The sequence below is a fragment of the Collinsella aerofaciens genome, from assembly GCF_040915545.1.
Classification (GTDB): Bacteria; Actinomycetota; Coriobacteriia; order Coriobacteriales; family Coriobacteriaceae; genus Collinsella; species Collinsella aerofaciens_BE.
Genome location: NZ_JBCPDH010000001.1, coordinates 98,546 through 119,609 on the forward strand (window position 1 = coordinate 98,546; position 21,064 = coordinate 119,609).

The window sequence follows — 21,064 nt, forward strand, 5'->3', positions numbered from 1 at the left end:
AAACGTATATTTTACGATGGTCATATGAGCGCTCATACTCTGTCCCAGTAAAGCATCCAATGCAAAGGGAGATATCTATGAGCACTTCGATTCAACCGAACGCGCCGTTTCGCGCCGATATCGTCGGCAGTTTTCTTCGTCCGCAGGCTGTAAAGGACGCCCGTGCCGCCTATGTCGCGGGTAAACTCGACGCTTCCGGCCTTAAGGCCGTCGAGGACGAGGCCATCCGCGACTTAGTGGCCAAGCAGAAGGCTGCCGGCTTGCAGGTGATTACCGATGGCGAGTTCCGCCGCAGCTACTGGCACCTCGATTTTATGTGGGGACTCAACGGCATTGAGCGCCGCACCTCACGCACGGGTTATATGTTCCATGACGAGGAGACGACGGCCGACACCGCCGTGGTTACTGGTCCCATTAGCGGCGAGAACCACCCGTTCGTCGAGCATTTTAAGTTCGTCAAGGCGCTTGAGGGGGAGGGCCAGGTCGCACGCCAGACCATTCCGGCGCCGATCCAGACGTTCTCTGAGGTCACGCTCGATCGCTGCGACGGCCAGCAGGAGAGCCTGCGCGCTGTCTATAAGACCGATGAGGAACTTGCCGACGCCATTGCAGCCGCTTATCGCACGGTGATCGCCGACCTGTACGCAGCAGGCTGCCGCAACATCCAGTTTGATGACTGCACCTGGGGCATCTATTGCGATACCGACTTTGTGTCCAAGACCGGCATGAGCCCGGTCGACCTGCAAAAGGTAAGCGAGCTGGGCGTGGCGCTCAACAATGCCGCCATCGAGGGCAAGCCCGACGATCTGGTCATCAACACGCACGTGTGCCGCGGCAACTATCACTCCACCTATGCCTTTGAGGGCGGCTACGATCCCATCGCGCCGTACCTGTTCGCACATGAGAATGTCGATGCGTTCTATCTGGAGTTCGACACGCCGCGCGCCGGCGGCTTTGAGCCGCTCAAGTACGTCGCTCCCGGCAAGAAGGTCGTGCTGGGCTTGGTAACCACCAAGGCGGCAGAGCTCGAGAACGAGGATGTTATCGTCGAGCGCATCCGCGAAGCCGCTAAGTACGTGCCGCTCGAGAATCTGTACCTGTCGCCCCAGTGCGGCTTTGCCAGCTGCGAGATTGGCAACAAGCTGACCGAGGACGAGCAATGGGCGAAGATCGCGCTGGTCAAGCGCATTGCCGAGCGCGTTTGGAAGTAACGCTAGCGTTTGCAGGTGGCGGCGCGTGCGAGGCATTGCGTATCGCGTACAATGGTTCGGATCGTATCGTTCGGGCAGGTTATCCGATATGCCTGATCGCCCTTCCATCATGAAAGGACTTCCATGTCCCAATCCTCGACGCCCGCCGTATCTGAACTCGAGGAGACTGTCGAATAGTAGTTGTGTTCAGCTAAATCAAAAAATGGCGCCCGTGCGTACGCGTGGACGCCATTTTTAATGCGTCAGTATCCAGTGGATGCCGCGCGCCATGCGCAGGTCAGTTTGGGCAAAATGATTGCCGGGGTTGAGCTCCAGCGTTGTTGGGATGTCGCGCTCGATAAACAGCTCTTCCATCGCGCGCGTATCGTCGAGTACGTGCCGCATCATGCGGTTGGGCGTCTTGGTTTCCTTTTTACCGAGCGACAGATAGGCGGCGTCGGGCGTAGCCGTCATCGTGCGCTCGCGCGCGTAGTCGATAAAGCTGGGGAACCACAGCGACCCCGATGCACTCGCTGCGCGCTCAAAGACATCTGTTTGCCAAAGTGCCCACAGTGCAAAAAGACCCGCCAACGAGTAGCCGGCAACGCCGCGCCAGGCGGGCGGTTGCGGGAGCGATGATTCGGCCTGGGGGATTATCTGCTTCAACAACTCGTCAAGAAAACCAGCAGCCTGTCCGCCAAAGGGCTCGGCATCTCGTATAGTTCCCTCGCATTCCCAGGGGCTCAGCTCGCGATTCCAATCGAGCCCTCCAATGGCTACAAGGGTGAACGGCGGGCAGTCGAGCTCTCGGCAGCGCTCGTAGACTTCACTACCGTCGCCCATAACCACGGGGAGGTAGATGACGGGCGCGCCTTCCGCACACTCTGAATAAACGGTTATCTGCTTATGATGCGCTTCCAAGGCAGGCTTCTCTCGGTGTTGTGATATCGACAGCCTCAATTGTCGCACGCTGGCACGGGGGCAGACGCTAAAAGAAAGGCGCGGAGCCGCTCGATGCGATTCCGCGCCTTGTTGTTTTGCTTTAGCAGACTATGCCGTTACGCCACGAAGAAGTAGACGAGGAAGGCAAGGGCTGCGATCCACATGAGCGGCTTGATCTTGGAGGCCTCGCCCTTAAAGAGCGCGACGACCACGTAGGCGATAAAGCCCAGGCCAATGCCGGCAGAGATGGAGTAGGTGAAGGGCACGCCGGCGACGATCATGAACGCCGGGAAACCCTGCGACACGTCGGACCAGTCGATCTCGGAGGCTTCGCTCATCATGAGGTAACCGACGTAGACCAGAGCACCGCAGGTGGCGGCGCTGGAAACGATGGTGACGATGGGGGAGAAGAACGCGGCGAGAATGAACAGCACGCCGGTGGTGACGGAGGTGAGGCCCGTGCGGCCACCGTCGGCAGCGCCAGAGGTGGACTCGACGAAGGTGGTGATGGAGGAGACGCCCATGAAACCGCCCACAGCAGCGGCGGCGGAGTCGACGATCAGGATCTCCTTGATATTCTCGACGTTGCCGTCGTCGGTGAGGAACTCGCCCTGCTTGGCCACGGCCATCGCGGTGCCCATGGTGTCGAAGAAGTCACTCATGAGCAGCGAGAACGAGATGACGAGGAGCGTGGGGTCGGTAAGGACCTTGACGATGGCGGGCACGCCGCCGGCGTCGGCGATGGGGCCAGCGATGCTCGAGAAGTCGAGCGGGGCGATGATACCGGTCGGAGCATGGGTCACACCTAGGGGGATACCGGCGATGACGGCGACGACGATGCCGATGAGCAGCGAGCCGGGGACGTTGCGGCAGGCGAGGGCGACTGTCACCAGGATGGAGATGATGCCGACGATGAAGGTGGGGGAGGTGATGTCGCCCAGACCGACGAGTGTACCGGCGCCAGCGGTGATAATGCCGGCATCGCACAGGCCAATCATGGCGATGAACAGGCCCAGACCCACCGAGATGGCGTGACGCAGGACAACCGGGATGGCGTCCATGATGGCCTCGCGCAGGCCACAAAGCACGAGCAGCAAGATGACGATACCCTCGAGGAAGATGACGCTCATGGCCACGTGCCAGTCACCGCCGCAGACGGTGGTGGTGATTCCAGCGATCATCGCGTTGACGCCTAAGCCCGACGCGCAGGCGAGCGGGCGGTTGGCGAAGATGCCCATGCAGATGGTCATGATGCCGGCGCCCAGGCAGGTGGCGCAGGCGAGCGCTCCCGCATCGATGCCAGCGCCCGAGAGCACCGCGGGGTTGACGGCGATGATGTAGGCCATCGCCAGGAATGTTGTCAGTCCAGCGCGGAGTTCGGTCCCGATTGTGGACTTGCGCTCGCTGACGTGAAATAGTTCGTCCATGCATACCCTTTCCTTGTTCGGCCCCGAGTTTAGGCCGATTGACACGAACTCACTCACTATAGCCCCTTTACGACGCTGTTGTTCCTCGCATGTTGATGTTCGGCGCTTTGTGGCAGACGGACGGTATTTTTCGCATGAAAATGTGCGGGTACCGTATACTTAAGCGGTTACAACGACCCCTATGGAGGAACGTATGATTAAAGAGCTTTGCCACGACGAGGCTATCCTGTCCCAGCGTTGCGAGGTTGCGACCGTCGAGGACGAGTCGGTTGCTCAGGACCTGATCGATACCATCAAGTCGCTCGACGATGCCGGCTGCCTTGCCGCTAACCAGATTGGCGTTACCAAGAAGGTTTGCGTCTACCTGGACGATGCCGGCGAGCCCCACGTGCTCTACAACCCCCGTCTGGTGTTTGGCCTGGGCGCCAGTAAGATGGAGGAGAGCTGCCTGACGCACGAGGAGGTCACCAAGTCCACGCGCTATATCAAGTGCAAGGTGGCCTTTGACCAGATCGTCGACGGCAAGATGAAGGAGTGCCGCCGCGACTACGCGGGCTTTGAGGCACAGATGATCCAGCATATGATCGATCACTGCCAAGGTAAACTTGTCTAGGGTGACTACGTCACCGCACTTCGTCGTTTTTGGTCCGGGCATGACATTGTTGTCATGTCCGGGCTTTTGTGTTTAGCGCCTTTTTGTTTGGAGACAATAACCTTAGCAAGAACGTAAGGCTAGGAGGCGCTATGTGCACGAGTATTCGATTTACCGATAATTCTGGCCACATGTATCTGGGCCGCAACCTCGACTGGAGCTTTGACTACGGCCAACAGGTTCGCGTGATGCCGCGCGGGTTTCACATTCCGTATTCGTTTATCGACGACGCGACAGCGGCACACGCGGTGATCGGTATGTGCATCGATTACAAGAACTATCCCATGTTTTTCGATTGCGGTAACGATGCGGGCCTCGCCGTGGCGGGTCTCAATTTCCCGGGTTATGCCGAGTATGCCGAGGACCCTGTCGACGGTAAGACCAATATCGCAGCCTATGAGTTTCCCCTGTGGGTGGCAGCGACGTTCTCGACGGTCGACGAGGTCGAGGCCGCGCTGCGCGATACGGTGATTGTTGCTAAATCTGCTGGAGAGGGGCTGGGCGTGTCGCTGCTCCATTGGATTATCGGCGACAGCCAGCGTAGCATCGTGGTCGAGATGATGGCTGACGGCCTGCATGTATACGACGATCCGGTCGACACCCTTGCCAATCAGCCGACTTTCCCGTGGCACATGGAAAACCTGCGCACCTATATCACGGCCACAAGCGATTTTCCGCAGACGGCGACATGGCGTGGCGCCGAGCTTAAGCCCTATGGAGCCGGTGCCGGCATGCGCGGCATTCCGGGCGATTGCTATTCGCCGAGCCGTTTTGTAAAGGCGGCGTACCTCAATGCCAATTACCCACAAAAGGAGAGCGAGACCGAAAACGTCGTTCGCATGTTCCGCTCGCTCGAGGGCGTGGTGATGATCGAGGGAGCGTCCAGGATGGGCGATGGCAAGTTCGAGAAGACTATCTACACCGGATGCTTTAGCGCGCGCACGGGCAATTATTACTACGCGATGTATGGGGATCCGTCGATTCGCTACGTGAGCCTGATGGATGCCGAGGGCGCGAGCCCCGATAAGCTCGTGACTCCCGAGCCGCGCCGCTCGTAGCCGATAGCTTTACTGCAATGCAAAGCGGCCCTGCATCTCCCGTGAGGTGCAGGGCCGCTGTCGTTGATTTGCGACGTCGCTAGAAGTTGGCGTCGTTGAGTTGTTCACTCTCGAGGCCGTCGAGCTGTTGCTGTTCGGGCGTATCGGCGACGCTCTCGAGCAGCTCGGTGGGATCGACGTTCATGTCCCTACCGGCCTCGTTGCCGTTGACCAGGTCGTCCGAGAAGATATCGACTTCCATTTCCTCGGCTTCTTCGATCTGAACCTCGAGCGGCACCTGGGTGCGCACGAGCTTAACGGCCGGGCGCATGCGGGCAAAGAGGGGCACGTACTCGATGATGATGGCCGAGTTCTCAAGACCGTACCAGCGTGCCGGGCTTCCGCAGGCGCGGCGGACGGCGTACTTGATGGCCATGACGCGGTGGTCATTGCGGTTGATGTCCGTTTCGGGGGCGAGCATCTTGCGCAGCATGCAAAAACGGAAGTCGCCTACGTTGCCGCGTGTCTCGTAGATGGAGTAGGTGTGATGCTGCGGCGGCAGCTCGCCCGATGCCATCAAGTCGCCGACGATCTGACGCAGATAAGCGTTGACGCGCTGGTTGACTTTAAAGCCCAGGTCCAGGCGAACGCGGAAGAGGAAGTCCGTGCCAAAGGTCTCGACGGAATACTCGTGCGTATAGGGTTCGTCGGTAACGTGCACGTTAATGAACCAATATGCCTTGGCGCGCTTGGGATGCTTATCCAGGATGGAATAGAGCACGTCACGGTCGAGCGTGAGCGGGTCGGGGCTGTTGGTGAGAAATACCAGATTGTCGGCGAGCACGGGATAGGTCTCGTCGTTGCGCAGGCGGTTGAGCTGATCGATGTACTTGGAGACGGGCAACAGAATCGTCTGCGTGCGCTCGATGGCGGTGCCACGGCGCCACACGTACATAAGGCCAAACAGCAGTGCGGCCAGGAAGATCATCACATAGCCGCCGTCAAAGAACATGGTGAGGCACGAGGCAAAGAAGCACAGCTCAATGGCACCGAAGAGCAGGGCGAAGACGCAGGCGCCCAGCTTGTGCTTGAGAATGCCAGCGATATAGCTCGTCAAAAGCGTCGTGGTCATGAGCATGGTCACGGTAATGGCGAGGCCGTAGGCGCTCTCCATGCGCTCGGAGTTTTGGAACAGCAGCACGATGAAGATGCAGCCGACCCACATGATGTTGTTGACGAGCGGAATATAGAGCTGGCCCTTGGTGTCGCTGGGGTAGTGGATGCGCAGATGCGGCATAAGGTTGAGGCGCGTGGCCTCGGATACCAGCGAGAACGAGCCGGTGATGAGCGCCTGCGAGGCGATGATGGCCGCTACGGCCGAAAGCACGATGGCAAAGGGGCGCAGGGGCTCAGGGAGCATCATATAGAACGGGTTGACGATATCCATCGCGAGCATCTGGGGGTTGGAGTTATTGGCGAGCAGCCAAGCGCCTTGACCCAGATAGTTGAGGATAAGGGCCGCCTTAACAAACGGCCAGGATACATAGATGTTGGCCTTGCCAACGTGACCCATGTCCGAGTAGAGGGCCTCGGCGCCGGTCGTCGACAGGAAGACAAAGCCGAGCACCATGATGCCCGAGTGGTTGATGGGCGAGAACAGAAACATGACGCCGCGGATGGGGTTGAGCGCGCGCAGGATGGACAGGTTACCGAGCATGTTGAACAGGCCGGCGCCTGCCAGGAACAGGAACCACAGCGTCATAAGCGGACCGAACAGCTTACCGATCGACGAGGTACCGGCGCGCTGCATGGCAAATAGGCCACAGATAATGATGATGGTGATGATGATGACGTTGGTCTGGCCGTCGCCCAGCAGCGCGTGGCCCCACTCGATGGTACGCAGGCCCTCGATGGCTGTGGTGACCGTGACCGCGGGGGTGAGGATGCCGTCGGCGAGCAGTGCCGCGCCGCCGATCATGGCAGGTAGGATCAGCCATGGTGCCACTTTTCGCACCAGGCTAAACAGGGCGAAGATGCCGCCTTCGTTGTGGTTGTCGGCCTTCATGGCGATTACCACGTACTTGACCGTGGTCACGAGCGTCATGGTCCAGATGACGAGCGAAAGCGCGCCCAGAATCATGTCCTCGCTGACGGTACCGATGCCGCCGTTGTTGGCGACGATTGATTTCATGGTGTACATGGGGCTCGTGCCGATGTCGCCATAGACGACGCCGAGCGTTACGAGCAGCATGCCAGCGGAGAGGGGGATGGCTCCGTGCCCGCCTTGACCACGCTGGTCTTGGGGGCTTGCCTCCAGTTTGTTGTGTGCCACGTGGACTCCCTTAGACATCCGGTTATCTGTCTAGGACAGATAATCTTTATGCCGTCTTTATACATACAAGAGCAGTTTGGCACATCAGGTTATTTTAGACAATAATCCCCAGCTGGGGATTATTTATGTACGTAGGTAGCATTTCAAAACAGGGGCTTTTAAGCACGTGCTGTCTGGGCTATGCCAGCCTTGGCGCTTGCGCGTTTGCCGGCGAGTTCGCAAAAAATCGCGCCGCCGATGATAAGCGCGGCACCCATCAGGCGGACCGGTGTTATGGCTTCGCCCAAAAGGACGGCCGAGAACACGACGGCCGAAAGCGGCTCGAGGTAGCCGACGACCGCGACGGTCTGGACGGGCAGCTTGGCGACGGCACTAAAGTAGAGCAGGCAACCGATGCCGGTGTTGACGACGCCGAGCATGATGACGGCGCGCCAATCAATACTGGCGGCGACGCCGGCGGACAGGAATGAGGGAACGCCCTGCGTGATGAGCGTGAGGACCAGCGCGGTCAAAAAGGCGGCGCTCACCTGGAGCGTGGAGTTCTCGAGGCCTTCGATGTGTGGCGCACCCTTGCTAGCGATGACCATCAGCGCATAGCAAAATGCCGAGGCGATACCGCAGGCGATACCCGCAATGGGCATATTGCCGCCTAGACCTTGTGCTGCAATGAGAAAAGCACCGCAAGCAACGGCGATAAAGCCGGCGATTTTGCCGCCGGTCAGCTTTTCGCCAAAGATGAGCGGGGAGAGCGCCATGACAATGATGGGGCCGCAGTAGTACAGCAGCGAGGATACGCCGACGCCGATCGTCTGATAGGCGCGGAACAGGAAAATCCAGCTGGCGCCCAGCGCGGCTCCCGAGAGAAGGAGTGCTGCGGCTTCGCGGGGACGAGATGGCGCCTGCAGTTTATGGCGTTGGGTGATGGCAAGGATAGTGACAAGCGAGAGGGCGCCCAAAAACGTGCGTAGTAGCACGATATCGGAGCTCGGCAGCGCGATGGCAGCGGCGATGATGCCGTTGGAGCCAAACAATAGCAATGCTGCTAAGTACGTAAACAGTCCGTTGTTCATGCGCTTCCGTCCCCTCTATATTCGAGCATGTTCACTATGGGTGAACTGGCAATAGAAGAAAAGCGAATATAATGCATGGCTAACATGACAAAAAATCATGTAAAGGTGGAGGCGTGTCGTGGAAACGAATATTCAAAAGATGCAGGTGCTGCTGGAGACGGTGCGCGCCGGAAGCTTTACGCGTGCTGCCGAGCGCCTGAGCTATTCGCAGTCGGGCGTGAGCCGTATGGTGGCCGATCTTGAGGCCGATTGGGGCTTTAAGGTGCTCGACCGCAGTCGCGAGGGCGTAGTGCTTTCTGCCGACGGGCGGCAGGTCATGCCGGCTGTCGAGGCGCTCTGCGAGGAATTCACTCGCTTGCAGCGACGGGTGGATGAGATGCGCGGGCTCATGCGCGGCAAAATCTGCATCGGTACGTTTTCGAGTGTGGCGACCCACGTGCTGCCGCCAGTGATTGCGCGCTTTCGCGCCGATCACCCGGACGTCGATTACGAGTTGCTGATGGGCGATTACTCAGAGATTGAACAATGGGTGTCAGAGGGCCGCTGCGATCTGGGCTTTATCCCGCATGAGCCCCGAGAAAATGGCATGGCATCGCGGCCTTTGGTGCGCGACGAGTTGATGGCGGTAGTGCCGGCAGGCTCTTTGCTTGCCACGGCGGAGGCCGTCTCTCTTTCCGATTTGGCTAACGAGCAGTTTATTCTGCTAGAACGCGGCACCGATGACGAGATTACGCCGCTGTTCCGTCGGGCGGGGCTGACGGTGTGCTCCAAGCTGTCGACCTGGGATGATTATGCGATTATGGCTATGGTCGAGGACGGCCTGGGCGTGAGCATTCTTCCCGCGCTCATCTTGCGCCGTTGTCAGTTCGATGTTGCCGTGCGTTCGCTCGAGGGACATCCCCATCGGCAGATCAATGCCATATATCGAACGGCCGATGTTTCGCTTGCCGCCGCCCGTTTTCTCGAATACCTCTAAACGTGTACACGCCATTGTTTGCTTTGGGCAGATCTCGGAGTCCGATACATTTTCTTATGAAATTGAACTTTCGAATGAAGCGCCGCGTTATACTGCTTGCTAAATTGAACCATGGTTCAATTCGTGTTCTATAAATTGAACTTTGCCAGCAAGGAGGTTCTAGTGGCCCAAGAGACGTTTAGCGATCGCCTGCGACAGGCTATGTCCGATCGCGACGTTCGCCAGTCGGACGTGATCCGCGCATCGGAGATGCTCGGCAAAAAACTCGGCAAGAGTCAGATGAGCCAATATGTGAGCGGCAAGACGATCCCGCGGCGCGATGTGGCTGAGCTGCTCGCCCGTATTTTGGAGGTCGATGTTACCTGGCTGCTTGCCGGCGACGCCGATCAAGGCGAGGCATCATCACCCCGCAACGATTCCAAGCCCGAACCCCATCCCTCAGCTCAAATTGCAAGGAGCACCACCATGCGTACTTTTTCTAAATCCACCAAGCTCGATAACGTCCTGTATGACGTGCGCGGTCCCGTCGTCGACGAGGCCGCCCGTATGGAGGACGAGGGCGAGCGCATCCTCAAGCTCAATATCGGCAACCCGGCGCCCTTCGGTTTCCGCACGCCCGATGAGGTCATCAAGGACATGCGCCAGCAGCTGCCCGACTGCGAAGGCTATTCCAACTCGCGTGGCCTGTTCTCCGCGCGCAAGGCGATCATGCAGTATTCGCAGATCAAGGGCCTGCCCAACGTTCAGATGGAGCATATCTACACGGGCAACGGCGTGTCCGAGCTCATTCAGCTTTCGATGAACGCGCTGCTCGACAATGGCGACGAGATTCTGATCCCCAGCCCCGACTATCCGCTCTGGACGGCGTGCGCAACCCTTGCTGGCGGTCATCCCGTACATTATCTGTGCGATGAGCAGGCGGATTGGTATCCCGACCTGGAGGATATGGAGTCCAAGATCACGAGCGCGACCAAAGCCCTCGTCATCATCAACCCCAACAACCCCACGGGCTCCGTTTACCCGCGTGAGGTGCTCGAGGGCATCGTTGAGGTTGCGCGCAGGCACCAGCTCATGATTTTTGCAGACGAGATTTACGACCGCCTGTGCATGGACGGCTACGAGCACGTCTCGATTGCCTCGCTCGCCCCCGACCTGCCCTGCGTTACCTTTAGTGGCCTTTCCAAGTCGCACATGATTGCGGGCTATCGTATTGGCTGGATGGTGCTTTCGGGCAACCAGCGCTGCATGAGCGACTTCATCATGGGTATCAACATGCTCTCCAACATGCGCCTGTGCTCCAACGTGCCGGCTCAGTCGATCGTTCAGACGGCACTCGGTGGTCATCAGTCCGTTAACGACTACATCCGTCCCGGCGGCCGTGTCTACGAGCAGCGCAACTTTGTGTATGAGGCGCTCAACAAGATTGACGGCATCTCGGTGGTTAAGCCGCGCGCGGCGTTCTACATCTTCCCCAAGATGGATGTGAAGAAGTTCAACATCACCGATGACGAGCAGTTCGCCCTTGACCTGCTGCACGAGAAGAAGATCCTGATCACGCGCGGCGGCGGCTTCAACTGGGCTGAGCCCGACCACTTCCGTATCGTGTACCTGCCGCGCATGGAAGTACTCAAGGAGTCCCTCGAAGACCTCGCCGACTTCTTCGATCACTACCGCCAGGCGTAACGGCAAAGGTAGCCTGTAATGAAACGGTCGGCCCGCAACGGATGCGGGCCGACCGTTTTCTGTCTAAGCCCGTGCTGTTAGCGCTTGTCTCGTTGAGCGGGCGAGGTTCGCGCGTGAGCGGTAAGTTCTATTCCAAAATGGAATACAGTGGGCTTAAGCTGGAATTGATGTCCGGGTACCTGCTTTTCTAGAATGTTTTCAACAAGATGAAAGGCGGTTCCAACCAATGATTATCGATGCAAATTCCTACTGGTTCGACGAGCGCATCTTTCATGACGAGACGCTCTGCGAACAGTTTTTGGCCGAGGTACCCCGCGCCTATGACACCGAAGGCTATCTGACCATGAATTCCGCCGGCAAACGACAGATCGTGATCGAGATGCCCGCCGGTTCTCCGGGTCTTAACTACATTGAGGGCGACTACACCCTCGAGAAGCGCTTGGCCGATATGGATGAGGCGGGGGTCGACAAGGCGATCCTTAAGTTCCCCGGCTGCCACGAGTGGATGTCGCTCGAGATGTGCCGGCGTTTCAACGACGGTATGGCTGCTGACGCGAAGGCGTCAAATGGCCGTCTGATTCCGCTTGTTGCCGTGCCGCCCTTTGGCACCAAAGCGAATTTGGAGGAGCTCGACCGCAGGCTCGACGATGGTTTTGCGGGCGTGCAGCTCTGCGCTCACTACGGCAAGCGCTATCTCGACGACCAGGTCTTCTCGAGCTTTTTCGAGCACCTGAACGAACGTCATGCCACCGTTTACGTGCACCATGTTCCCGTGCCGGTCGAGAACGAGTCGCTTCTCGCGTACGACAACCTTCGCCGCTCTTATGGCCGCTGCGTCGACCAAACTACGGCGATCGGCCGAGAGATCTTTGGTGATTTCTTTGAGCGCTATCCCAATATCAAGATGGTCCACTCCATGCTCGGCGGCGCATACTTTGCGTTCAAGGAGATGCTGCTGCCTCATGGTCCCAAGCGCCCTGATGCTTCTGGCCGTTTTCAGGTCGATACCGAGACCGTTTCCAGGCACCTCGAGAACAACATCTATTTCGACATGTCCCATGCCCAGCCTTGGGGCAAGACACTCCTCGCCTGCGCGGTTGACGTGCTGGGTGCAGACCATATTGTTTTTGGCACGAGCTATCCCGTTAAACGCGAGTGGCTCACCGAGGGTGTCGCCTGCGTTCGCGCTGCAAATCTGAGCGATACAGACAGCGACCTTGTGCTTGGCGGTACGGCGCAGCAACTGTACGGTGTCGAGTGAGCGGCAATCAGAGGGGAGTATCTGCCATGGGCGAAGGAGAGATGAGGGCTGGGGCCGCTCGTGTGGCCATCGATCTTGGGGACGTGTTGCCGTTCGACGGTTTCGACGAACTCCGTCATGAGGTCTTCGCCCGTGCCCTTATCATCGAGGGGATGGGGCGACGCGCCTGCGTCCTTTCGCTTGAGGTCACCTCGATCGCTCCGGCTCTACTCGCCGATCTGCGTGAGGTTGTTGAGGATGCCGCCAATTGCAGCGGTGCTTATTCTTGGGTGGTTCCTACCCACACGTTTTCCATGCCTCACGTCCGCACTCCCGGGCATCTTGCCGACGATGCTACCCGCAATCGCAACGAGCGCTATCGCGCAGCGCTCGTCGCTGCCGCCCGCACGGCTGTCGAGCGCGCTGTTGCGGGCATTCGCTCTGCCACGCTCGCCACTGTGGAGGGCGAATGCCCCGTGAACGTTAATCGCGACATTGAGACGCCTGCCGGCTGGTGGTTGGGCTCGAATCCCAGGGGGTTTGCCGACCACACGATGCCCGTACTCGCCATAAGGGATGCCGGGGGCGAGTATGTTGCCGTGCTCGCGATGGCGGATGTTCAGTCCTCCGTGCTCGACGGGTCGCGCGACTCCGAGGGGAGGCGCATGGCGAGCGGAGACCTCTTTGGTTTTGCCGCCATGTCACTCGAGCGCGAGCTGGGCGGCGTTGCCCTGTTGCTGCCAGGCGCCGCGGGCGACCAAGGTCCGGCGGAGCGCGCCATGAACGTCATGTTCGATGCGGTCGGCGTTAAGCAGACGGTCGATGCCCATGAGGACGGATACCGCATGCTGCACCAGCAGGGGCAGGCCTTGGGCGATGCTTTGATCGAGGCCGCTCGCATGGCGCGTGAGGATGACGCTACCGGCATCGATGCCCGCACGGTCGACGTTCTCCTGCCCGCTCAGACACGCGCCGATTTTCACTCTTTGGCTCCGCACCGAACGTATGAGTTTCATGCCGCTGGCGAGCAGCGCACGAGGGTCTATCTGCTCCGGCTGGGAAACGTCGAGCTTGTCGGCGTACAACCCGAGGTCTCGAGTGCATTCGGCGCCACTGTGCGCGCCGCTCGGTCCGGCTCTGTGTTCTTTGCCACGCTCGTCAACGGCGGACAGAAGTACCTACCGGCTCCCGACGCGTACGAAAAAATCACCTATGAGGCTATGAACTCCGGTTTTGCCGCCGGATCCCATGAGCGCCTCGTCGAAATCATCATTGCCGCCTTGAATGCGGCGTGACACAGAAGGAGAACGTGCATGAACATTGGACACGCGCGCCGCAAAATCACCCCACAGGGCGACATCTACCTGATTGGCTACCGCAATCTTCCCAACCGTCTTGAACCTGCGACAGGCGTCCATGACGACGTCTTCGCCAACGCCATCCTCTTCCAGCAAGGCGAACGTGAAGTGTTTCTCTTTAATGCCGATGTCCTCGAGTTCGAGGAAAGCATGGCCGAGGAAGTCAAGACAATGCTCGCTGAGCGCTACGGCATTGACCGTGATTGCGTTCTGCTCTCGGCGACGCACGACCATACTTCAATCGTCGCTTACCACCGCAGCTGGTGGACGGGAAAATTCGACGAGAACTACTACCGCTGGTTCCTCGATACCATTTGCCAATGCTTTGAGGAGTGCCGCGCCAACGCACAGCCCGCGATTTGTCGCTTGGGCAAGCAGGTCATCACCGGTTTCTACGACAACCGCATCATCCCAGGTGAACTCGCCGACAATGAGGTCATTGTCGTATCGTTCTTCGATACCGAAGGCAAGCCATTTGCGGGCTTTGTGAACTGGGCGGTGCATTCCGCTTGCGTCGGACCCGACTGCACGGAGCTCACGAGCGAACTCGCCGGTCTTACCGGCAAAAAGCTCGCTCAGAGCCTTGGTTACTATCCGGCCATGGTCGTCGGTGCTGCTGGCGACTGTAGCGACCGCAATTTTCGTCAGGGACGCGGCATTCCCGAGGTCGAGCGCGTTTCGACCGGTCTTGCCGAGGCGATTTCCCAGATCAAGCTCGATCGCGAGGTCGTTCTCGACCGCATCGAGCCTCAGACGTTCTATCACACCGTTGCCCATGACGACTTTTCGCTCACGCTTAAGTGTGTCGTCATCAGTTTGGGCGGCCTGCATCTCTTTGTGTTCCCGAGTGAGCTCGGCAGCGACTTGGGTATTCGCATGAAGCGCGAATGCCCGGTCGAGGGAATAGTTTGCGGTTACACCAACGGCTATTTCGAGTATTTCCTTCCGGCACGCGAGTACGGCCTCTCTTTTGAGACCGAGCGTACTCAGATTCCCCAGGGCGAACCGGAACGTCTGTGTGACAAGTTCTGCCAGACGACGAGACTTCTCGGCGCAGCAGATTCGCGTCTGTAGGCCTGATTGCGTGATATGGGCCAATGAGGCTCATTGCCATGTGATCGGCATCTTCCATCTTCTCTGCCGTTCCCCATCCCGGGCGTACGTGCGTCCGCGGATTTCAAGGGGGAAAGCGGGTTCCTTGCCCTCCCACGTCGACTACGGAGGCATGAAATCGATGCTATACCCCGCTCAGAAAAAGGAGAATTCCATGAAATACCAGAAGCTTTGCGATGAAATCATCACAAAGGTCGGTGGTCGAGACAATGTGTTAGACGTGAGCCACTGCATTACGCGTCTCCGCTTCCGCCTCAAGGATGAATCGCTCGCCCAGACCAATGAGCTTAAGGCGACGAAGGGCGTCGTTGACGTCATCCAGGCCGGCGGACAGTATCAGGTCGTGATTGGTGCCACTGTCGAGGCCGTCTACAACGACCTTGTTCAGATTGGCGGGTTCGACTCCAAACCCGCACTCGATATCGATGAGGGCGACGACGTCAAAAAGGGCGATCCATTCTCGCGTCTGCTTGCCATCATCTCCGAGATTCTGCAGCCGGTTCTTGGCGTGCTTATGGCCGGTGGCTTTATCAAGTCGATGCTCGCGCTCTGCACGGTTGCCGGTTGGCTTGCCAAGGACAGCAATACGTATGTGACGCTCTCGGCAATCGGAGATTCGGTCTTCTATTACTTTCCGCTAATCATTGGCTGGACGTCGGCCAAGAAGTTCGGACTTAAGCCCGTTATGGGAATGGCACTCGGTGGCATCCTCGTCTACCCGACGCTCGTTGCCCTTATGGGTGGAGATCCGCTCTACACGCTCGGCGCCGGCACGGTCTTCGAGTCCAATGTCTACGGTGATATTTTTGGCATCCCGCTGATCATGCAGAATTACTCATCGACGATTCTGCCTGCGATCTTTATCGTCTGGATTGCCTCCAAGGTGCACAAGGCCCTTTCTAACGCGCTGCCCGCGCTTGTGAGCTCGTTCTTCTCCAACATCCTGACGCTCCTCATTTGCGGCATCCTTGGCCTGCTTGTGGTCGGTCCGGTCATGACGGTCCTCTCCAACATCGTTGCCCAGATCATCTTGATGCTCATCAACTTCCAGCCCGCCATCGCCGGCTTCGTCATCGGCACGTTCTGGAGCCTGCTCGTCATGTTCGGCCTGCACTGGGGTATCATCCCGCTGTGGTTTCTCGATGTCGCAACCTACGGCTATGACCTCATTAACCCGCTCGTGTATGCAGGCGGTTGTGCCATCGCCGGTGCTGTGCTTGGCATGGTCATCCGAACCAAGGACTCCGAGGAAAATGCTGCCGTCAACATTCCCGCTCTTGTCTCTTCGATTTTCGGTGTCAACGAGCCTGCGCTTTACGCCATCTTGCTGCCGCGTAAGCGTCTTATGTGGGCAACCTTTATTTCCGCTGGTGTAGGCGGCGCCATTGCCGGCCTCATGGGTACCAAACTCTATGCCTTCGGTGCCTCCGGCCCGCTCGGTTTCCCGAGCTTTATTAACCCTGCCGGCATCGACACGGGCTTTATCGGCCTTGTCATCTCCGGTGTGGTCGCTTTCGTTCTGGCTCTTGTCGCCGCTATGGTGATCGGTACCAGGAAGGACGAGGGCGGTAAGGCGCTCAACATCTCGGTGGACTAGTCTGTCTGCGCACTTTAACTAAATATGCCTCGGACGGCGACGTGCCGCCCGAGGCATATTTGTGTTTTGTGCCGTTGTCAGCGTGTTTGCGGACACAGGTCTGCGGTTGTGGAGCAGCGGGGATTATGACGGTCGTGCCGCGGTGGAAGACGCACGGTCGCCCTGCAGGAGCTGACGGTAGGGGAGGAAGCCGATGAACGAGACGACCGCCTGCGAGTGCGCGGCATTCCGCTTGAGGTAGAGCCTGACCTCGGAGGTCGTCGCGGGCTCAAGCGGCACCAGGGCTACCTTTCCGCTGGCAAGCGATTCCGCCGGCTTGCGCATGAGGAATGAGACACCGGCGCCGCGTGCGACAAGAGAGATGATGTTCTCGGCTCGTTTGCCGGTGAACGTAACACGTGGGCCAAATCCAGCTTCTCGACAAAGGGAAAGGACGAGCTCGCTTACGAACGAGCCTTGGGGAAGCATGAGGAAATTCTCGTCGATAAGGTCGTCTATCTCGACGGTGTCACGTTCGGCGAGCGGATGGTCGAGCGGAAGGACGGCCACGAGCCGGTCGGTCGTAAAGGGAATCTTTTTGAACTCCGGCTCGATGGCGCCGCTGTCACGGATGAAGGCCAGGTCAATGTCCTCGTGCAGGAGCATGCGCTTGAGTGTGTCGCCCTCGCCCTCGATGAGCTCAACAGAATATGAGGGGTTCGCCTGCTGAAAATCGATGACGGCGTCCGTGATCCCATAAGGGGCCATAATGGGGATAGAACCTACGGTGAGGTGCTCGAGCGGCTCACCTGCGCCTATTTGAATGGCGGCAAGATAGCGGTGCTGAAGCGTCGCAATTTTTTGCGCATAGGGGAGGAGCGCTTCACCTTGCGCGGTGAGTGTTACGTGGCGCTGGCTTCGATCGATGAGCTTGCAGCCGAGTTCGTGCTCCATTGCCATGATGTGCTTGGAGAGGGTTGATTGCGACATGAAAAGCAGTTCCGCCGCATCAAGAAACGTGCGTGACTGCGCTAAGATGGCGAATTCGCCAAAGCGGCTGATATCCATAGGGAGGCCTCCGGTACCCTCATTTTGGCAGGTGACCTAAACCACGACGCCATTGCAGTGGTCGATTTCGTGCTGGATGATCTCGGCGGTGTAGCCCGAGAAGTTTTTGATGCGGTGAACGAAGTTCTCGTCCAAATACTCAACCTTAATGCGGCGATAGCGGGTACAGGGACGCTCGCCGGTCAGCGAGAGGCATCCTTCGCTCGTCTGATAGGCATTGACCTGCTCAAGAATTTGAGGGTTGTACATCAGGAGTGTCCTGTTGCCGTCCTTTACGCAGATGATGCGTTTGCGCACGCCGATCATGTTGGCGGCGAGGCCCACGCACTCGCGCTCATGCTCGTGGAGTGTATCCAGGAGATCCTGCCCGGTTGCGGCATCGTCGGGTCCCGCGTCTTCGGAAGGCAGACGCAAAAAGAACTCGGATTTCATGATGGGCTTAATCATGGCGGGCTCCTCATGTCTTATGCTTTCGTGGACTTTTAATAATAGCGCGGAAGGAAAGCTGTGCGTCCGCGTTACAATCTTTCGATGTTGGACCATGTTGCCAGATTCGTCGTGTACGGCGTCTGGCGTAAGTCTAGGGCTCATTTTTCGCCCTGGACCGTTCCTCTGGGGCGATGCGACTGTCGTTCCAAGAGGAAGGAAATGCATGGGGAGCAAATCTCAGCAACAAGTTCAAGTAACGCCATCGGCCTCTGCGGCGATTCTCGTCGTAATGTATATTGCAGCCTTTGTTGCCGCGTTTAACGAGAACATCATTAACGTGGCGTTGCACGACATTATGGCAGCCTTTTCGGTGGGTGCCACCACGGCACAGTGGCTCGTCTCGGGCTACATGATCGTGACGTCGATTTTTACGGCCATCATGGCCTTCCTGTCCGGCCGTTTCTCGACGCGCAAGCTGCTGTTTTTCGCATGCGGATGCATGGTCGCCGGCGAAGTCCTGTGCCTGGTCGCTCCGTCGTTTAGCGTTTTGCTGCCAAGTCGTATTTTGCAGGCTGCGGGATCGGGCATCTTGTTCCCGCTCATGATGAACGTGGTGCTGTCTTGCGCCCCGCGCGAGAAGCTCGGTTTGTATCTGAGCCTGGGCGGCGCCTGCATTACGCTAGGACCGGCGTTTGGACCCGTGATTAGCGGTCTTATGTGCACGTTATTTGGCTGGAGGGCGGTGTTTGTAGTGCCGCTGGTGGGCGGCATTGTGGTCGCTGCGGCGGGCGTTAAGCTTGTTCAGAATGTCGGAGAGCGCTCGAACACCACGCTTGATATTCTGTCGGTTGTTTTGCTCGCCGCCGGCATTACGGCATTTGTGTATTCCGTAGGCGAGTTCTCGACCAATCTGATTGCCGGCATCGTGGCGCTTTTCGCCGCCATTGTGCTGCTCGGCCTGTTTGCGGCCCGTCAGCTCAAGCTCGAGCATCCGGTGCTTAACGTGCGTCCCATGGCGAGCTTTCGCTTTTGGCCTGCGTGTTTGCTTGTGGTGGTGTCGATGATGACGACGTTCTCGATGAGCGTTTTGTTGCCGCTCTATTTTGAGGGCGCATACGGCATGACCGCACTTATTGCGGGCTTGCTCATTTTGCCGGCGATTGCCTGCAACGCCGTGACCTCGATTGTGGGCGGACGCGTGATGGACGCCCGTGGCGCATGGCCGCTGCTGCCGGTCGGTTTTGCCCTGATTGCCGTGGGGCAGACTGCCATCTCGATGACGGCGGCAAGCATGAACATCGGCGTCGTCGTGGCGCTGACCGTTGTGGTGTATGCCGGAGTCGGTTTGGTGCTGAGCCCCTCGCAAACGGCCGGCTTGGAGACGCTACCCGCCGCTGAACATCCTCACGGAACGGCATTGCTTAACACGTGGAATATGATTGCCGCATCGTTTGGCCCGTCGCTGTTTATCGGTCTGCTCTCGAGTTCTGCTGCGACCGCCGGCGCCGCTGGCGCTGCGACAGACGTTGCCCAGGCGATTGGATTTGCAGCTGCCGTGCGTGTAGCGGCTGTAATTGCCGTGGTCGGGTTCGTGGCGTCGCTGGTGTACGCTCGTCGCGAGTCACACATGTCGCATTAATGTGTGCACATAGATTCTGCAGCTAGATTGGATGGCGACACAATAAACTAATGGACGTTTTGCCGAGAGGCATGAATGTTTAAAGCGCAAAGAGTGCGCGACGGGCCCCGCGAATGGGGCGATGATGCCCGAGAGGGCCAAGAAGGAGTCTCATGTCCGAGAACGAAGAGATCATGAACGAGACCGAGAACGAGACCATGGCTGCCGAGGTCGAGGCAGTCGAGACCGTGGAGACCGAAGCTGCCGAGGTTGAGGCTGCTGACGAGGTTTCCGCCGAGGAGGAGGCCGAGGTTGTCGAGGCCGCCGTTGATTACGATGACGAAGAGCTGATGGACAAGATGCAGAAGGCCGCCCGCCTGCTGCGTAGCCGTCGCTTTGCTATTTCCAAGGAGGAGGAGGCCAAGGCCGAGCGCATGGCGAACATCGAGCGCGCCATCAAGCTTCTTGACCTCAAGCCCAAGATGGAGCAGAAGGAAATGTCCGACTTGCTGGGCATGCGCCTTCGTGAGCTCGATGGCCTGATGGCTGAGGCCGAGGCTGCCGATCTGGTCGGCCGCATCGACGACGCCGAGGGCGATATGCGCAAGATTGTTGTCTTCGCCGCCGAGGATGCCGCTGAGGGCCTGGTCGAGCTTGCCAACAAGAAGGAGAAGCTCCTGCCCGAGCTTTCTTACGAGGAGGCCACCGAGCTGATGGCCGCTCTCGATAAGGTTATCGCTCCGCTCGTCGCCATGGGCCTGGACGAGGATCGCGGTCCTCGCGGCGGCCGTGACGACCGTGGTGGCCGTGGCGGCGACCGTGGCGGTCGCGGCGGCTTTGGCGATCGTGGTGGCCGTGGCGGCGACCGCGGCGGTCGCGGTGGCGATCGTGGCGGCCGTGGCGGTTTTGGTGACCGTGGCGGCGACCGTGGCGGTCGCGGTGGCAACCGTGGTGGCTATGGCGATCGCGGTGGCAACCGTGGCGGCTTCGGCGGCAACCGTGGTAACGACCGTGGCGGTCGCGGTGGCGATCGTGGCGGCCGCAACGGCGGCGGCTTCCGCGGCAACCGCTTCTAGTTGGGTTACGCGGTTTTACCAAACCGCGTAACGGCTCGACGCTGCGCGCCACCCAGGGCGACAATTTGTCATTCAAAAGGCAAGGCATGACCAGAAGGTCTATGCCTTGCCTTTTTCATGCCAACTTGTTCGCCCTGGGCGGCGCTCGCTGGCGTTGCCAAAACATCGGCGTTCCCATAGTCCAAACCTGCCAAAAAGGGACAGGTTTATTTTGGTCGGTTTTATCTGGGCAAACGTGGTCGTCTATCGCAATGTAGTCGTTGGGGACGTTCTTGTT

At 58.8% G+C, this 21,064-nt stretch carries 17 protein-coding genes; 11 read left to right on the forward strand and 6 right to left on the reverse strand.

What is annotated here, in order from left to right:
* Positions 1-77 precede the first annotated feature (77 nt).
* Positions 78-1,211 (forward strand): 5-methyltetrahydropteroyltriglutamate--homocysteine S-methyltransferase, encoded by a 1,134-nt coding sequence (locus AB5202_RS00430; protein WP_349088433.1) that lies wholly within the window; start codon positions 78-80, stop codon positions 1,209-1,211.
* A gap of 234 nt (positions 1,212-1,445) precedes the next feature.
* On the opposite strand, the gene AB5202_RS00435 is transcribed toward AB5202_RS00430, so the two are convergent.
* A complete protein-coding gene (locus AB5202_RS00435) occupies positions 1,446-2,111 on the reverse strand; it encodes an alpha/beta hydrolase (RefSeq protein ID WP_368143408.1) in 666 nt (221 codons plus the stop codon).
* A gap of 137 nt (positions 2,112-2,248) precedes the next feature.
* Positions 2,249-3,559 (reverse strand): NCS2 family permease, encoded by a 1,311-nt coding sequence (locus AB5202_RS00440; protein ID WP_368143407.1) that lies wholly within the window; start codon positions 3,557-3,559, stop codon positions 2,249-2,251.
* A gap of 193 nt (positions 3,560-3,752) precedes the next feature.
* Between AB5202_RS00440 and AB5202_RS00445 the strand changes: the two genes are divergently transcribed.
* Both AB5202_RS00445 and bsh read left to right on the forward strand, forming a co-directional pair.
* Positions 3,753-4,172: a peptide deformylase gene (locus tag AB5202_RS00445; RefSeq protein ID WP_022094377.1), complete on the forward strand. Its 420-nt coding sequence runs from the start codon at positions 3,753-3,755 to the stop codon at positions 4,170-4,172.
* A 131-nt stretch (positions 4,173-4,303) separates the two neighbouring features.
* The gene (gene bsh / locus AB5202_RS00450) at positions 4,304-5,269 is read left to right on the forward strand and encodes a choloylglycine hydrolase (protein WP_368143406.1); all 966 of its coding nucleotides are present in this window, start codon (positions 4,304-4,306) and stop codon (positions 5,267-5,269) included.
* Positions 5,270-5,348: 79 nt separating this feature from the next.
* Here bsh and AB5202_RS00455 read toward each other — a convergent pair whose 3' ends face one another.
* Positions 5,349-7,598, reverse strand: a complete 2,250-nt coding sequence (locus tag AB5202_RS00455) for a KUP/HAK/KT family potassium transporter (protein WP_368143405.1) — start codon at positions 7,596-7,598, stop codon at positions 5,349-5,351.
* A gap of 140 nt (positions 7,599-7,738) precedes the next feature.
* Entirely contained in the window at positions 7,739-8,650 is a 912-nt protein-coding gene (locus AB5202_RS00460; protein ID WP_368143404.1) for a DMT family transporter, read from the reverse strand.
* Between the two features lie 118 nt (positions 8,651-8,768).
* Between AB5202_RS00460 and AB5202_RS00465 the strand changes: the two genes are divergently transcribed.
* The 6 genes from AB5202_RS00465 to AB5202_RS00490 all read left to right on the forward strand — a co-directional run bounded on the left by AB5202_RS00465 (position 8,769) and on the right by AB5202_RS00490 (position 16,617).
* Complete coding sequence (locus tag AB5202_RS00465) at positions 8,769-9,626, forward strand: LysR family transcriptional regulator (protein WP_368143403.1); 858 nt, start codon at positions 8,769-8,771, stop codon at positions 9,624-9,626.
* Between the two features lie 201 nt (positions 9,627-9,827).
* A complete protein-coding gene (locus AB5202_RS00470) occupies positions 9,828-11,309 on the forward strand; it encodes an aminotransferase class I/II-fold pyridoxal phosphate-dependent enzyme (protein WP_117637011.1) in 1,482 nt (493 codons plus the stop codon).
* Positions 11,310-11,535: 226 nt separating this feature from the next.
* Entirely contained in the window at positions 11,536-12,570 is a 1,035-nt protein-coding gene (locus AB5202_RS00475; protein ID WP_368143402.1) for an amidohydrolase family protein, read from the forward strand.
* Between the two features lie 26 nt (positions 12,571-12,596).
* Positions 12,597-13,844, forward strand: coding sequence for a hypothetical protein (locus tag AB5202_RS00480; protein ID WP_368143401.1), 1,248 nt, complete (start codon positions 12,597-12,599; stop codon positions 13,842-13,844).
* A gap of 18 nt (positions 13,845-13,862) precedes the next feature.
* Entirely contained in the window at positions 13,863-14,981 is a 1,119-nt protein-coding gene (locus AB5202_RS00485) for a neutral/alkaline non-lysosomal ceramidase N-terminal domain-containing protein (protein ID WP_161115318.1), read from the forward strand.
* A gap of 193 nt (positions 14,982-15,174) precedes the next feature.
* Entirely contained in the window at positions 15,175-16,617 is a 1,443-nt protein-coding gene (locus AB5202_RS00490) for a PTS transporter subunit EIIC (protein ID WP_368143400.1), read from the forward strand.
* Between the two features lie 123 nt (positions 16,618-16,740).
* Here AB5202_RS00490 and AB5202_RS00495 read toward each other — a convergent pair whose 3' ends face one another.
* Together AB5202_RS00495 and AB5202_RS00500 are read right to left on the reverse strand one after the other, a co-directional pair.
* Positions 16,741-17,664 (reverse strand): LysR family transcriptional regulator, encoded by a 924-nt coding sequence (locus AB5202_RS00495; protein WP_138341146.1) that lies wholly within the window; start codon positions 17,662-17,664, stop codon positions 16,741-16,743.
* A 36-nt stretch (positions 17,665-17,700) separates the two neighbouring features.
* Positions 17,701-18,111, reverse strand: coding sequence for a peptide deformylase (locus tag AB5202_RS00500; RefSeq protein ID WP_346963710.1), 411 nt, complete (start codon positions 18,109-18,111; stop codon positions 17,701-17,703).
* 205 nt (positions 18,112-18,316) lie between these two features.
* Here AB5202_RS00500 and AB5202_RS00505 point away from each other — a divergent pair, with 205 nt between their 5' ends.
* Both AB5202_RS00505 and AB5202_RS00510 read left to right on the forward strand, forming a co-directional pair.
* A complete protein-coding gene (locus AB5202_RS00505) occupies positions 18,317-19,732 on the forward strand; it encodes an MFS transporter (protein ID WP_368143399.1) in 1,416 nt (471 codons plus the stop codon).
* Positions 19,733-19,884: 152 nt separating this feature from the next.
* On the forward strand, positions 19,885-20,787 hold the full coding sequence (locus AB5202_RS00510) for a hypothetical protein (protein WP_368143398.1): 903 nt from the start codon (positions 19,885-19,887) through the stop codon (positions 20,785-20,787).
* Positions 20,788-21,064: the final 277 nt, after the last annotated feature.